Annotated in this window: 16 protein-coding genes; 5 read left to right on the forward strand and 11 right to left on the reverse strand. The window is 63.4% G+C overall.

The window, feature by feature from the left end:
* Window positions 1-130: 130 nt before the first annotated feature.
* Both FGL95_RS00005 and FGL95_RS00010 read left to right on the forward strand, forming a co-directional pair.
* Complete coding sequence (locus FGL95_RS00005) at window positions 131-931, forward strand: family 1 encapsulin nanocompartment shell protein (RefSeq protein ID WP_169584139.1); 801 nt, start codon at window positions 131-133, stop codon at window positions 929-931.
* Between the two features lie 47 nt (window positions 932-978).
* Window positions 979-1,302: a hypothetical protein gene (locus tag FGL95_RS00010; protein ID WP_169584140.1), complete on the forward strand. Its 324-nt coding sequence runs from the start codon at window positions 979-981 to the stop codon at window positions 1,300-1,302.
* Here the strand turns inward: FGL95_RS00010 and FGL95_RS00015 are convergent.
* Genes FGL95_RS00015 through FGL95_RS00040 form a run of 6 tightly spaced genes read right to left on the reverse strand, consistent with a single transcriptional unit; the run spans window position 1,278 to window position 6,276 of the window.
* The gene (locus FGL95_RS00015; RefSeq protein ID WP_169584141.1) at window positions 1,278-1,460 is read right to left on the reverse strand and encodes a hypothetical protein; all 183 of its coding nucleotides are present in this window, start codon (window positions 1,458-1,460) and stop codon (window positions 1,278-1,280) included. The two genes, FGL95_RS00010 and FGL95_RS00015, sit on opposite strands and share 25 nt — an antisense overlap.
* Window positions 1,457-2,323 carry a phosphoribulokinase gene (locus tag FGL95_RS00020; protein WP_169584142.1) on the reverse strand — a complete coding sequence of 289 codons (867 nt, stop codon included), beginning with the start codon at window positions 2,321-2,323 and terminating at the stop codon, window positions 1,457-1,459. Before FGL95_RS00020 ends, FGL95_RS00015 begins: the two co-directional genes overlap by 4 nt.
* Window positions 2,324-2,337: 14 nt before the next feature.
* Complete coding sequence (locus FGL95_RS00025) at window positions 2,338-3,393, reverse strand: class 1 fructose-bisphosphatase (RefSeq protein WP_169584143.1); 1,056 nt, start codon at window positions 3,391-3,393, stop codon at window positions 2,338-2,340.
* Between the two features lie 16 nt (window positions 3,394-3,409).
* Complete coding sequence (locus FGL95_RS00030) at window positions 3,410-4,393, reverse strand: AAA family ATPase (RefSeq protein ID WP_169584144.1); 984 nt, start codon at window positions 4,391-4,393, stop codon at window positions 3,410-3,412.
* Window positions 4,390-4,821 (reverse strand): ribulose bisphosphate carboxylase small subunit, encoded by a 432-nt coding sequence (locus tag FGL95_RS00035; protein WP_169584145.1) that lies wholly within the window; start codon window positions 4,819-4,821, stop codon window positions 4,390-4,392. The genes FGL95_RS00030 and FGL95_RS00035 overlap by 4 nt, the downstream gene beginning before the upstream one ends.
* A 12-nt stretch (window positions 4,822-4,833) precedes the next feature.
* The gene (locus tag FGL95_RS00040) at window positions 4,834-6,276 is read right to left on the reverse strand and encodes a form I ribulose bisphosphate carboxylase large subunit (protein ID WP_206071354.1); all 1,443 of its coding nucleotides are present in this window, start codon (window positions 6,274-6,276) and stop codon (window positions 4,834-4,836) included.
* A gap of 91 nt (window positions 6,277-6,367) precedes the next feature.
* Here FGL95_RS00040 and FGL95_RS00045 point away from each other — a divergent pair, with 91 nt between their 5' ends.
* Both FGL95_RS00045 and FGL95_RS00050 read left to right on the forward strand, forming a co-directional pair.
* Window positions 6,368-7,243, forward strand: a complete 876-nt coding sequence (locus tag FGL95_RS00045; protein WP_240962620.1) for a LysR family transcriptional regulator — start codon at window positions 6,368-6,370, stop codon at window positions 7,241-7,243.
* A 9-nt stretch (window positions 7,244-7,252) separates the two neighbouring features.
* Window positions 7,253-7,552, forward strand: a complete 300-nt coding sequence (locus FGL95_RS00050) for a DUF4333 domain-containing protein (RefSeq protein ID WP_338079653.1) — start codon at window positions 7,253-7,255, stop codon at window positions 7,550-7,552.
* Here the strand turns inward: FGL95_RS00050 and FGL95_RS00055 are convergent.
* The 3 genes from FGL95_RS00055 to FGL95_RS00065 are packed head-to-tail and all read right to left on the reverse strand — an operon-like array spanning window position 7,549 to window position 9,509.
* A complete protein-coding gene (locus FGL95_RS00055) occupies window positions 7,549-8,154 on the reverse strand; it encodes a Pr6Pr family membrane protein (RefSeq protein ID WP_169584146.1) in 606 nt (201 codons plus the stop codon). The genes FGL95_RS00050 and FGL95_RS00055 overlap by 4 nt on opposite strands.
* A 3-nt stretch (window positions 8,155-8,157) precedes the next feature.
* Window positions 8,158-8,943 (reverse strand): class I SAM-dependent methyltransferase, encoded by a 786-nt coding sequence (locus FGL95_RS00060; RefSeq protein WP_169584147.1) that lies wholly within the window; start codon window positions 8,941-8,943, stop codon window positions 8,158-8,160.
* 5 nt (window positions 8,944-8,948) lie between these two features.
* The gene (locus FGL95_RS00065; protein ID WP_169584148.1) at window positions 8,949-9,509 is read right to left on the reverse strand and encodes a TetR/AcrR family transcriptional regulator; all 561 of its coding nucleotides are present in this window, start codon (window positions 9,507-9,509) and stop codon (window positions 8,949-8,951) included.
* A gap of 190 nt (window positions 9,510-9,699) precedes the next feature.
* Between FGL95_RS00065 and FGL95_RS00070 the strand changes: the two genes are divergently transcribed.
* Entirely contained in the window at window positions 9,700-10,923 is a 1,224-nt protein-coding gene (locus FGL95_RS00070) for a cytochrome P450 (protein ID WP_169584149.1), read from the forward strand.
* Here FGL95_RS00070 and FGL95_RS00075 read toward each other — a convergent pair.
* Together FGL95_RS00075 and FGL95_RS00080 are read right to left on the reverse strand one after the other, a co-directional pair.
* Window positions 10,901-11,716 carry an ABC transporter permease gene (locus tag FGL95_RS00075; protein ID WP_169584150.1) on the reverse strand — a complete coding sequence of 272 codons (816 nt, stop codon included), beginning with the start codon at window positions 11,714-11,716 and terminating at the stop codon, window positions 10,901-10,903. The genes FGL95_RS00070 and FGL95_RS00075 overlap by 23 nt on opposite strands.
* Window positions 11,713-12,675, reverse strand: coding sequence for an ATP-binding cassette domain-containing protein (locus tag FGL95_RS00080; RefSeq protein WP_169584151.1), 963 nt, complete (start codon window positions 12,673-12,675; stop codon window positions 11,713-11,715). Before FGL95_RS00080 ends, FGL95_RS00075 begins: the two co-directional genes overlap by 4 nt.
* Window positions 12,676-12,721 lie beyond the last annotated feature (46 nt).

Below are 12,721 nucleotides of genomic sequence, written 5' to 3' on the forward strand. Positions count from 1 at the left end.
GGAGCGTCCAGCACGGCGGGGCAGCCACTCCTTTCGAGCCACAAAAGCGGCATCCGATCATCAGCTACACCCCACCGCCCTGGGCATCCAGGGCACCAACCCCAGACACCAACAACCTTAGGGTCCGATCATGAACAATCTGCACAAGGAACTCGCGCCCATCACCTCGGCCGCATGGCAGGCGATCGAGGAGGAAGCGACGCGAACCTTCAAGCGCCACATCGCCGGTCGACGGGTCGTTGACGTCGCCGGACCACACGGCGTCGACTTCTCCGCTGTCGGCCTCGGCCGCACCACCGTCATCGACTCCCCCGGCGACGGCGTCTCCGCGAGCCAGCGCATCGTTGCACCGTTGGTCGAACTGCGCGTGCCGTTCACGTTGTCGCGTGCCGAACTCGACAACGTCGAGCGCGGCGCTCAGGACGCCGACTTGGACCCAGTCAAGGATGCGGCGAAGAAGATCGCGTTCGCCGAGGATCGCGCCATTTTCGAGAGCTACGCAGCCGCCGGAATCACCGGCATCCGTGCCGCGTCATCCAATGGCGCCGTGGCGATTCCGGCAGATGTGAAGCTCGTGCCCGAGGCCATCGCGCAGGCACTGAGCCAATTGCGCCTTGCCGGCGTCGACGGTCCGTACTCGGTGTTGCTGAGCGCCGACCTGTACACGCTGGTCAGTGAGACTTCCGACCATGGCTACCCGGTCCGCGAGCAGATCAAGCGGCTCATCGAGGGCGACATCATCTGGGCCCCCGCGATCGACGGCGCATTCGTGCTGACCACACGCGGCGGCGACTTCGATCTCCAGCTTGGACAAGACCTTTCGATCGGGTACCTCTCCCACGACGCGACCAGTGTCGAGCTGTATTTCCAGCAGACCTTTACGTTCCTCGTCCACACCGCAGAGGCCGCCGTCGCTCTGAGCAACTCCTAACAACGCGCGCCATAGGATAGGCCACCTATCGAACGTATGATCGATAGGTGGCACTCCAGTCGATCGGCTACAACGGGCAACCGTCCCGGGATCCGTTTCGACGAGTCGATCCGCCGATCATCGTGCTGATCGACCTGACCACCCTGTTTCCGAACCAGCCGCACCGAACCGGGCGCTACACCCCGAACGGGCTGCAGATGCACAAGGTCGTCGAAGGCCGATTGACCTGGTGGGCACTGTGCGAGCAAGGCGGCTGGTACGGACGCGTCACCTACGACATCGTGCACGGGTCGAAGAAGGACACCGTCACCCATTGGGTACCTGGGTGGGTGCTCAAGCGGAAGAACTACCCGCCGGACCGGTCGCGATAACGGTGGACCGCTTCGCCCTCGGCGTCGAGTTCGGCCGAGGCGCGCTGCTCCATGTCGTCGATGAGCCGACCTAGATCGGAGCGCCATCCTGTGGTGTTCGGGTCGATTCGATTGCCGTGCGAATCCGTGTGCATAAGGCCGACTCCATTCTCGGTCACCGCGTCCGCCGTGGCCGCTTGTCCATCAATCGCAGGATGAGCGGGGTGAAAATCAATTGCATTGCCAGCTCCATCTTCCCGCCGGGGACGACGATGCTGTTGGCCCGCGACATGAAGGAGTCGTGCAACATCGACAGCAGATACGGAAAGTCGATGCCCTTCGGGTCGGAGAACTTAATGATAACGAAACTTTCGTCGGCAGTCGGAATAGTCCGTGCCGCAAAGGGATTCGAAGTGTCGACGGTCGGAACCCGTTGGAAGTTGATGTAGGTGCGCGAGAACTGCGGACAGATGTAGGTGACGTAATCGGGCATTCGACGCAGGATCGTATCGATGATCGCCTCGTCCGAATAGCCGCGCGTCGTCTTGTCGCGATGGACCTTCTGAATCCACTCGAGGTTCACGATCGGCACCACGCCGACGACGAGGTCTGCGTACTTGGCAATGTTGACCGTGGGCGTCACCGCCGCGCCGTGTAGGCCCTCGTAGTAGAGCAGGTCCGTGCCGGGCGCGAGGTCCACCCACGGCGTGAACGTTCCCGGCTTCTGCCCGTATGGTTTCGCCTCGTCTTCGTCGTGCAAGTACTTGCGCACCGAACCGACGCCCGAGTTGCCGTAGTCGCGGAACAGCGTCTCGAGTTCCTTCAGCAGATTCGCCTCCTCACCGAAGTGCGAGACGCCGCCCTCGGCCTTCGCCGACGCCAGCTTCATTTCTTCGCGGTCGTACCGGTGAAACGAATCGCCTTCGACGATCGCCGGAGTAATTCCTTCGCGTCGAAAGATGTGCTGGAAAGTCTTCGTGACAGAGGTCGTGCCGGCACCGGAAGAACCGGTAATGGCGACGACAGGGTGCTTGACCGACATGGCTCCTCTTCGTACTACCGAAATAGCGAACGCGTGGAAAACAAGGACGTGTTGAAGCCGATCGTCTCCGCGGCCGGATCCAGGTGGTAGTTCTCGAGCCGCATCACCTCGTTGCGTGAGCCGCAGATCAACGGCACGCGCTGATGGAGGCTGTCCGGAACGATGTCCATGATCCGTTCGCGACCAGTGCTCGCCAGTCCACCGGCCTGCTCCACGATGAATGCAATCGGGTTCGCCCCGTACAGCAATGCGACCCGGCCTTGCCGTGCCGGGTCTTTGGTGTCACGTGGATACAGGTAGAGACCGCCGCGGGTCAGGATGTGGAACGTTTCCGCCACCAGCGACGCGACCCAGCGCATGTTGTAGTCCTTGCCGCGCGGGCCGGCGGCACCGTCGAGACAGTCCTGCACATAACGCCGGACCGGCTGCTCCCAGAACCGTTCGTTTGCAGCATTGATGGCGAATCCCGACGTATTCTCCGGGATCCGCATCTGGGGGTGGGTCAACACGAAAGCGCCGATGTCACGGTCGAGGGTGAACCCATCGACACCATTGCCTGTCGTGAGGACGAGCATCGTCGCCGGACCGTACATGGCGAAGCCTGCACATACCTGCCGCACTCCGGGTTGCAGAAAGTCCTCGGCGGACGGCTCCGGATTCCCCTCGGGGGCACGCAACACACTGAACACGCTGCCGAGCGGCAGGTTGACGTCGATGTTGCTCGACCCGTCGAGCGCATCGAAAGCCAGCAAATACTTGCCACGCCGATACTCACGCGGAATCGGGTAGAAGCTGTCCATCTGCTGCGACAGCATCGCCGTCAGATGACCGGCGTGCATCTCCTCCAGCATGACGTCGTTGCTGATCGAATCCAGTTTGTGCTGGACCTCGCGCGACGCGTCCACCCCGTCGACCAACCCGATGATCGCGCCACGGGTTACGTGGTTCGCGATGTACTTCGCCGCCGTCGCGAGGACGTTCACCAATGCCGAGAAGTCGCCCGTCGAACCGGGATGCCGATGCTCCTCCTCGATGGTGTAGCGGGTCAGGGTTTTCAGGCGGGTGGGCATGGCGTCTCGTTCTCCGTCACGCAGGGTCAGTTTCCTCTTGCTGGTCTGCGAACATACTGCTCCCGTACACGTCCGCATCGGTGAGCGTCATCAAGTCCTGCTTGGTCAGCGGACGGTCGAGTTCGACGAGCCGATTAGCTTGTCGCAGCCGGCATCGCTCCACAGCGTTACGCACGCTACGCGCATTCGAGAACCGCGGACGCTGCATTCGAATTTCGAGATACTCCCCGAACGCTTTCTTTGCCGCGGCGTCGAAGGCGAAGTTCTCCTTCGCGACCATCAGCTCGGAGATCTCGAGCAGCTCGTCGCGGGTGTAGTCCTCGAATTCGACGTGATGCGCGACGCGTGACGACAGACCAGGATTGGCCGAGAAGAACGTGTCCATCCGGTCGGCATACCCAGCGAAGATCACCACCAAGCTGGACCGCTCACTTTCCATCTCGGTCAGCAGAATCTCGATGACCTCCTGCCCGTAGTCCCGCTCGTTCTCGGGACGGAACAGGTAGTACGCCTCGTCGATGAACAGCACGCCGCCCGCGGCCTTGGCGAGCGCCTCCTTGGTCTTCGGCGCGGTGTGCCCGATGAACTGACCGACCAGGTCGTCGCGCGTGACCGTATGCACCTTCGGCTTCCGGATGTAGCCGAGCGCATGCAGCATCTCGGCCATCCGCAACGCGACAGTTGTCTTGCCTGTGCCTGGACCGCCGGTAAAGCTCATGTGCATCGTCGGACGCGACGACGCCAGACCGAACTGGCTGCGCGCCCGATCGATAAGGAGCAACGCGGCGATTTCGCGGACCCGACGCTTCACATTGGCGAGGCCGACAAGCTCGGAATCGAGCTTGGCGAGTGTGTCCTCGACATCGATCCGCGCAGAATCGTGCGACAGATCTAGTTCGGCGTTGTCGTCGAGAATCTCGAGCTCGACGACTTCGGGTTCCGTCGCGGTTTTCGCAGCTGCAGTGCCCGGCCTGTGCAACTTGAAACCGGACGACGTCATCGGTGCTCGGCGCCGTATCGGTTGCCGGACGGCGCGTTGGTCGCATAGGACTTGATGCCGTAGGTCTGCCTGCGGTCCGATCCTTCGGTGCGAGTGAGCAGGAAGCCCGGCTCTTCGGCAGGCCGCTGAACGAGGAAGCTCAGTGCTGTGGTCTGCCGTCCGAGGCGCGCGTCGTATGCGAGAACGCGCACGTAGTGATTCGGGAACGTCGCGCGGCACTCGTTGATCTCGACGAGTACGCCGTCCGGCTCATCGAGGTCGAAGAGCGGCAGGCCCCACATCTCCCAGTAGACGTTGCGCGGGTGCGGGTCGTCGGTGTACTCGATCGACACCGGCCAGTTGTTGAGCAGGGCATACCTGACTTGCGCGGCGATTTCTTCGTCGGTCAGGTCCGGCAGGTAGGAGAAGGCTCCGTGACGCAAAACCATGGTGATCTCTCCTTAGATGCTTGCCGTGGGAACGGCGTCGGGGGCGTCGGTCGAGGTGTAGTCGAAGGTGACATCGCCCCAGGTCGCGAGAGCTACCTCGAGCGGACGGCACGTCTCGGCAGCCTTGCGCAGCACGTCGGGGCCCTCGCGAAGCAAGTCCTTGCCCTCGTTTCGAGCCTTGATGATCGCTTCGAGCGCAACACGGTTCGACTCGGCACCTGCCGAGATGCCGAGCGGGTGGCCGATCGTTCCGCCACCGAATTGCAAGATGACGTCGTCGCCGAACAGGTCGACGAGCTGGTGCATCTGGCCGGCGTGAATGCCGCCCGAGGCCACCGGCATCACGCCGGGCATGCTCGCCCAGCTCTGGTCGAAGAAGATGCCGTTCGCTGGGTTGGTCGGGATGAAGTCGTCCCGCAGCGTGTCGTAGTACCCCGCGGTGGTGGCCGGGTCGCCTTCGAGCTTGCCGACGACGGTGCCTGCGTGCACGTGGTCCACACCGATCAGGCGGCACCACTTGGCGAGAACGCGGAAGCTGACGCCGTGCGTCTTCTGGCGAGTAAACGTCGAGTGTCCGGCGCGGTGCAGGTGCAGCAGCACACCGTTCTTTCGTGCCCAGGTCGCCATCGACTGCATGGCCGTGTACCCGATAGTGAGGTCGATCATCACGATCGTGCTGCCGATTTCCTTGGCGAAATCGGCACGCTCGTACATTTGCTCCATGCTGCCGGCGGTGACGTTCAGGTAGTGGCCCTTGATCTCGCCGGTCTCCGCCATCGCCTTGTTGACGCCTTCCATGCCGAACAGGAAGCGATCGCGCCAGCGCATGAACGGCTGGCTGTTGATGTTCTCGTCGTCCTTGGTGAAGTCGAGACCGCCCTTGCAAGCCTCGTAGACAACGCGGCCGTAGTTGCGGGCGGACAGTCCGAGCTTCGGCTTGATCGTCGCGCCGAGCAACGGGCGGCCGTACTTGTTGAGGTACTCGCGCTCCATCACGATGCCGTGCGCCGGACCCTGGAACGTCTTCACGTAGGCGACGGGGATGCGCATGTCTTCCAGGCGCAGCGCCTTGAGCGGCTTGAAGCCGAAGACGTTGCCGATGATCGACGACGTCAGGTTCGCGATCGAACCCTCTTCGAAGAGGTCGATGTCATACGCGATGTAGGCGAAGTACTCGCCCTCGCGGCCGGGAACGGGATCCACCCGGTAGGCCTTGGCCTGGTAGTGGGAGTTCGCGGTGAGGCGGTCGGTCCACACCACGGTCCACGTGGCGGTGGACGATTCGCCTGCAACGGCGGCTGCTGCCTCGATCGGATCCACGCCGTCCTGCGGCGTTACCCGGAATACTGCGAGGACGTCGGTGTCTTTGGGAATGTAGTCCGGGGCGTAGTAGCCCATCCCTGCATACGATTGGACGCCTGGATCCCAGCGGTCTTTCACAGCATCTTCGGTCATGGAAGAGAGCATGTCCTGGCGAACCTCTACGCACAATTTAAATGTTTATAGTCTTGCTTAATCGAAAAGTTGGGTTTGGTAGGGTCGCGACATGGGCAGCATCAGCTCGACGCGGATGGAGACATTTCTCGTCGTCGCAGGTCAGAGCAGTGTGCGGCGCGCCGCTGCCCAGCTTCATATCACCGAAGCGGCTGTGTCGGCCGCCATCACTTACATCGAGAAGCAACTCGGCGCGGACCTCATCGCAAAGTCGGGCAGAGGCATCGAATTGACCGACGCCGGCCACGTCTATGCCGAGTACTGCCGGACCATCCTCGGCCTCATGGACGAGGCCAAAACTGCGGTACAGAAGGCGGAAAAAGGGCGGTTACGAGTCGGAGTCGTGGCAACCGCGGGCGAAAGCGTCGTCCTTGCCTTGCTCGCATCGTTTCGGGAGCGCTACCCCGACGTCGACCTCAGTCTCTCCATACATCCGCGCGACGAACTGTTTCTCGAATTGCGCCACCACGAAACCGACCTCGTCATCGCCGGACGGCCACCCCGCGGCGCGGGTCTGGTCGTCCGAGCGCGTCGACCGAGCAGCCTGGTCGTGATCGGCTCTCCCGCGCACCCGATGAATCCGATGACCGCAACCTGGCTGCTGCGCGGTCCAGGCTCGGGCACGCGTGACACCACCTTGAGCCTGCTGGATCAGCTACAGATCAGCCCGCCGACGCTCACGCTCGGCGCGCACGGTGCCGTTGTCGCAGGCGCCCGCGAAGGACTCGGGGTGACGCTGACCCATAACGACGCCGTCGAGCGCGACCTCGCGGGCGGACTGCTGGAGGTATTGAAGGTCCGAGGCACTCCCCTGGACCGTCCGTGGCACGCGATCACGACGAAGACGCCGACCCCGACCGCGCAATTGTTCGTCGAACACATCGTCGACGAGGCCAACGTCGGCCGTGCAGCGTTTGTAGAGGGTTAGTATTCGCCGGTGATCAAAAAGAGCATTGCCGCAGCTGCGATTGCCTGCGCCCTCGCTGTGTCGCTCACCGGCTGTGGCTCCAAGATCAAAGCGGACGGAGCCGAGAAGACGATCGCCGATTTCGTCTCCTCGAAGACTGGATTCAAGCCGACCGACGTGAAGTGCCCATCGGACGTCGACGCGAAGGAAGGCGTCGAATTCGATTGCCATTTCACCGGACCCGAAGGCAAGCCGTACACGGTGAACATGAAGATCACGAAGGTCGATGGCGACAACGTCAATTTCGACATCGACTCACATCTGAGCTAGCGGTATCGCCACCGCGCCGCGAGTCGGCCTACCGCCCCGACGGCGAGCGCGAGTAGCACCATCGCGACCGTCAATACGACGGCGCTGAAGGCAAGCTCGAGGTAGCCCTGCTGTCGTGGATCGATGAACGGGTATGGGTACCAATCGACGATCGGACCGCGGATCAGCGAATAGACCGCGTACACGGCCGGAAACGCCAGCCACGTCAGGCATTGCTTGTCGTCGATGCGTGTGCGAGGCGGCGATATGAGCCAATCCGCCAGCACCACAATAGGAATCAGCCGGTGCATCGTGTCGTTGATCCACTTGTCGTTCAAGGTCACGTCGACATCGGCGAGCAGGACCGCGTAGACGACGCAGGTGATCACCATGTAGACGGTCACTGCGCCGCGGAGGTTCTGCCATCGCGGGTCCTGCGGATCCAGCAGGCCGCCGACGAGCAGCACGATCACGCTGAGCACGTTGCTGAGAATGGTGAAGTAGCTGAAGTAGTTCGCGATCGAGAACGAATCGACATCGAGATTCCTGGCCGGAATCCACACGAGCGCAACTGCGCCGAGCAGGGCAAAGCCGATGCGGGCGAGGCGAACAGCGATGGTCACAGTTCAGATGTTCGCACGCCGCTGCCCTCGCACGGTCCACGCACGGGCGGTGAGTCCAATCGTGCCGTCGGGCTGGCAGGGTAGGCGCGCATGCAGCAGGTCGCGTAGGGCACTGCGTTGGCCGTCGGCCAGCGTCGCGACGTACGCCGGTCCCGGTCCCTGCCCACCCAGAAACGGCGTCCAGTAGTCGTCGAAACTGCGAAAGACGGTCAGGATCTCGATCGGTTCGACAGTCACGTCGGCGAGCCCACCGACCGTCCACAGCTTGGCTAGCTGATCGGCGGCACACAGCGGGTATTTCGACATTTCGTTCAGACCCGCGGCGTCGGTGTCGAGGCTGGTCGCGGCTTCCCAGAAATATCGGAGCATTGCCATGTTCGGGTAGTCCCACACGTAGCCGGCGACAGTGCCGCCGGGAACGGTTACGCGGACCAGTTCCCGGATCGCTTTCTCGGGTTCAGGGACGAAGTTGAGTACGAGTCCACTGACGGCAGCATCGAAGCGCCCATCGGTGTACGGCAACGACGACGCCTCGGCACGCTCGAAACGGGCACGCGGATCGGTGACAGTTGTCGCAGCGCGGACCACGAAAGTCCCGGACGGGTCGACACCGGTGACCTCGGTGGGATCCGCGGCCGCGAGGACCGCATCGGTGAGCGCCCCTGTGCCGCAACCGACGTCGAGCCACCGGCGCCGAACAGGTACCGCCAATCCGCCGACGAACACCTCTGCGACAGGGCGGCTCCACCGACCCATGAACGCCTCGTATGCATCACCGACAACCCACATGACGCCTACCTTTCCCCGCTGGCAAATGCGGGTGCCACGAACTGCTCGATGAGCTGACGCTCGGTCGCTGGACTGTCTGCCGGCCAAATCAGCAGCGAGAGCACGACCCGAACCGTCCACTGCGCCGCAAGCGGCTGCGCCGTGTCCAACCCGGTCAACACTGTTGCGGTCTGCGCTAGTTGGGGTGAGCCAGCCAGGAATCGCCGAATCTCGTCGGGCGCCGCCTCGGCGAGAAACTTGCTCGCCACGGCATCCGCCCGGACCGCACGAAGGGACTCGGTGATCGCGGCGACTACGCGTTCGGAACCTTGGAGTTCGCCGATCTCGCGTTGGACCGCTTCCGCGATGCGCGCCGACGACCGTGTGAGCACGCCGGTGCGGAGTCCTGATTTGCCGCCGACGTAGCGGTACACGGTGGCGCGTGAGCACCCGGCCCGTTCGGCGACATCGTCGATGCTGACTGCGTCGAAACCAGCGCGCGAAACGAGGTCCGCGGTCACCGAGTAGATCCGCTCCACGGCGAGCGCCCGGCGGTTCCCTCCTGTGAGCCAATCGGCCTGTGCCATCGCGTGTCCGTTTCGCGTAGATACGACCTAACAAATTTGTCTCACTGTGAGACGTCTGAAATGGGATTCTACGGCGTACTGCCAGGTCGCGCGCGTCGAGCGAGACATCCGCTGCGCACAGCGCGCTGCGCGGATTCTCAATTTCCGGATTCGCTTGACCGGCCCCGGCGAACAGACGAAAACTTAAGCGATGGAGCAGGTTTCAGTGCGCGAGTTCGACGTCTTCGATCCGGCCACCCTCGACGATCCTTACCCCGGCTACGACCGGCTTCGGCGGATCGAACCGGTCCATCGCATCGCTGGCACCGATTTCTACATCGTCTCGAGTTGGGAACTCGTCCTGGAGGCGACGCGCAGAGTCGAGGATTTCTCGTCGCACCTCACTTCGGCCCTGATCCAAGACGCCGCTGGTCGGCCGACGATTTTCGACATGGATGGCGGCGGGCACGCTGTGCATGTACTGGCGACCGCAGACGATCCGGTCCATCTGCGGCACCGGAAGCTGGTCCTGCCAACCCTGGTGGCGCGGCGGATCCGGGCGCTGGAACCGCAGGTCCAGGTCGCAACGCGAGCGATGTGGCAGACGCACGCGCGTGACGATCGAATCGAGTGGATGGCGGCGATGGCCGATCGATTGCCGATGACGATGGTGGCTCGCCTGATCGGGCTGCCTGCCGAGGACGCCGAGCAGTTGGTCGCCTGGGGCTACGGCAGCACCGAAATGCTGGGCGGCGTCGTGACTGTCGACAATGTCGGCGACACGGTCGCGGCTGCGGTCGCGCTTGCCGGGTATTTGTACGACCGGTTCGAGCGTGCCAGCGCCTCGCCCGGCGACGACCTTCTCGGCGACCTCGTACGTGCCTGCGTCGCGGGCGAACTCGACCGCGATGTGGCGGTCCTGATGTTGGTGCAACTCGTCGGCGCCGGCGGCGAGTCCACCGCTGGGTTGATCGGCAACGCGGCGCGACTGCTGGCCGAAAATGCAGTCTTACAGGAGCAGGTCCGCGCCGACCGCAACCTTCTCGTTCCATTGCTCGAGGAGTCGCTCCGGTTGGAGTCGCCATTTCGGGCACACCACCGCCACGTCGTCGCCGATACGACACTTGGCGGTGTCGAGCTGCCCGCTGGTAGCCATCTGCTGCTGTCGTGGGGTGCTGCGAACCGTGATCCAGCGGTCTTCGACGACCCCGACCAGGTCCGGCTGGACCGTCCGAACCTCAAAACCCATCTTGCCTTCGGAAAGGGGACGCACTTCTGCGTCGGCGCAGCGCTTGCGCGCATGGAAGCGCGGGCCGCGATCCAGACTCTGCTGGACAACACGACCCGCTTCGAGTTCCATTCGGCGCAATGGCTACCGAGCATTCTCGTTCGGCGCCATCGCCGGCTCGAACTCAGTGTGACGCACGGCGATTGAACAAACTCATCGCCCAGAAGTAGCCCACCAGGGTGAGTGCCACACACCATGCCACCGCGATGACGGCATTGTTGCCGATCGGACCACCGAGGAGCAGTCCGCGCAGGGTCTCGGTGACCGGGGTGAACGGTTGATACTCGGCGAACCAGCGCAGTGCCGTCGGCAACGAGTCGGTCGGGACGAAGGCACTGCCGACGAACGGCAGGAGCATCAAGATCATCGGCGTGTTGCTCGCCGTTTCGACACTTTTGCTGACCAGTCCCATCGCAACAGACAGCCACGTCAACGCCAAGGTGATGAAGGCCAGGATGCCGAAGGCGGCCAACCATTCGAGCGGTCCGGCGTTCGGCCGAAAGCCGACAGCAACCGCGACGCCGATGACGAGGACGATGGAGAACATCGTCTGTAGCAGACTGCCGATGACATGGCCGGTCAGGACCGCTGACCGGGCAATCGCCATCGTGCGGAAGCGGGCGATGATTCCCGCCGTCATGTCCATGGCAACCGAGATCGCGGTCCCCTGGGCAGAGCTGGCAACGGTCATCAAGATGATGCCTGGCGCGACATAGTTGACGTACTCCGCGCGGCCGCCGGATGCTCCCCCGATTCCCGCACCGAGCGTCCCGCCGAAGACGTAGACGAAGAGCAACAGGAAGACGACGGGCATCCCGACGAGCAACAGTGTCATCGACGGATATCGAATGATGCGCCGAATACTGCGCCGCAGCATCGTGACCGAATCGGCCAGGACATACGACTTCGAAGGGGTGGGCAGAGTAAGGGTGGCGGTCATCGCACTGCGCTCCTTGTGTTGTCGACCTGGCCGGTGAGCGCCAGGAATACGTCGTCGAGATCGGGTGTGTGAACGGACAGTTCTTCGACCGTGATCGATTCGCTGTCCAAGCGGTCGAGCAGCGTGCGCAAGGACTGCACACCGCCGTCGCTCGGGACCTGCAAAGTCAGCTCCGCATCGTCGCGCGACGACCCCGCCAGCGCGTGAGCTGCGGCGTCGAGTTCGGTGGCGTCGGTGAACTGCAGCTTGATGTGCCCGCCGGGAATGCGCCGTTTCAGTTCTGCGGCGGTCCCCTGTGCGACCAGTCGGCCGTGGTCGAGCACCGCGATTCGGTCGGCGAGTTGGTCGGCCTCCTCCAGGTACTGCGTGGTGAGGAAGATCGTGACGCCGTCGCCGACGAGTTTGCGGATGATCTGCCACATGGTCCGACGGCTGCGCGGATCGAGGCCGGTCGTGGGTTCGTCGAGGAAGATGACGCGAGGACTGCCGACGAGAGTCATCGCCAGGTCCAGCCGGCGGCGCATGCCTCCCGAGTAGGTCGATGCGGGCTTCTTTGCGGCGCCGACCAGGTCGAACTGCTCGATCAGCTCCGCGACGCGACGCTTACCCTCGGCGCGCCCAAGGTGGTTGAGGTCGGCCATGAGGTTGAGGTTCTCGAGACCGGTCAGCAGATCGTCGACAGCCGAGAACTGTCCCGTCACGCCGATGGTCCGTCGAACAGCGTCGCCGTCACGAGCGACGTCGTGGCCGCCGACGACACCGTCGCCGGAGTCGGCTGCGATGAGCGTCGACAGGATCTGCACGATCGTCGTCTTGCCCGCGCCGTTCGGACCGAGCAGCGCGAAGATCGTTCCTTCGGCCACTTCGAGGTCGATGCCGTCGAGCACGACTTTGTCGCCGTAGGACTTTCGCAATCCGGACGTCGAAATGGCGATGCGTTGGGTTGTCGTTGCGTGCATTGCTCCTCCTTGGTTCTGTGCGCGCGTCTCACCCTCAGAGGGGTGA

It is taken from the genome of Antrihabitans stalactiti (assembly GCF_012932915.1).
GTDB classification, from domain to species: domain Bacteria; phylum Actinomycetota; class Actinomycetes; order Mycobacteriales; family Mycobacteriaceae; genus Antrihabitans; species Antrihabitans stalactiti.

Coding starts and splice junctions, on each gene's coding strand:
- FGL95_RS00005 (WP_169584139.1), top strand. CDS start 131: ATGAACAATCTGCACAAGGAACTCGCGCCCATCACCTCGGCCGCATGG.
- FGL95_RS00020 (WP_169584142.1), bottom strand. CDS start 2,323: ATGTCGGTCAAGCACCCTGTCGTCGCCATTACCGGTTCTTCCGGTGCC.
- FGL95_RS00025 (WP_169584143.1), bottom strand. CDS start 3,393: ATGCCCACCCGCCTGAAAACCCTGACCCGCTACACCATCGAGGAGGAG.
- FGL95_RS00030 (WP_169584144.1), bottom strand. CDS start 4,393: ATGACGTCGTCCGGTTTCAAGTTGCACAGGCCGGGCACTGCAGCTGCG.
- FGL95_RS00035 (WP_169584145.1), bottom strand. CDS start 4,821: ATGGTTTTGCGTCACGGAGCCTTCTCCTACCTGCCGGACCTGACCGAC.
- FGL95_RS00040 (WP_206071354.1), bottom strand. CDS start 6,276: ATGACCGAAGATGCTGTGAAAGACCGCTGGGATCCAGGCGTCCAATCG.
- FGL95_RS00045 (WP_240962620.1), top strand. CDS start 6,368: ATGGGCAGCATCAGCTCGACGCGGATGGAGACATTTCTCGTCGTCGCA.
- FGL95_RS00060 (WP_169584147.1), bottom strand. CDS start 8,943: ATGTGGGTTGTCGGTGATGCATACGAGGCGTTCATGGGTCGGTGGAGC.
- FGL95_RS00065 (WP_169584148.1), bottom strand. CDS start 9,509: ATGGCACAGGCCGATTGGCTCACAGGAGGGAACCGCCGGGCGCTCGCC.
- FGL95_RS00070 (WP_169584149.1), top strand. CDS start 9,700: ATGGAGCAGGTTTCAGTGCGCGAGTTCGACGTCTTCGATCCGGCCACC.
- FGL95_RS00075 (WP_169584150.1), bottom strand. CDS start 11,716: ATGACCGCCACCCTTACTCTGCCCACCCCTTCGAAGTCGTATGTCCTG.
- FGL95_RS00080 (WP_169584151.1), bottom strand. CDS start 12,675: ATGCACGCAACGACAACCCAACGCATCGCCATTTCGACGTCCGGATTG.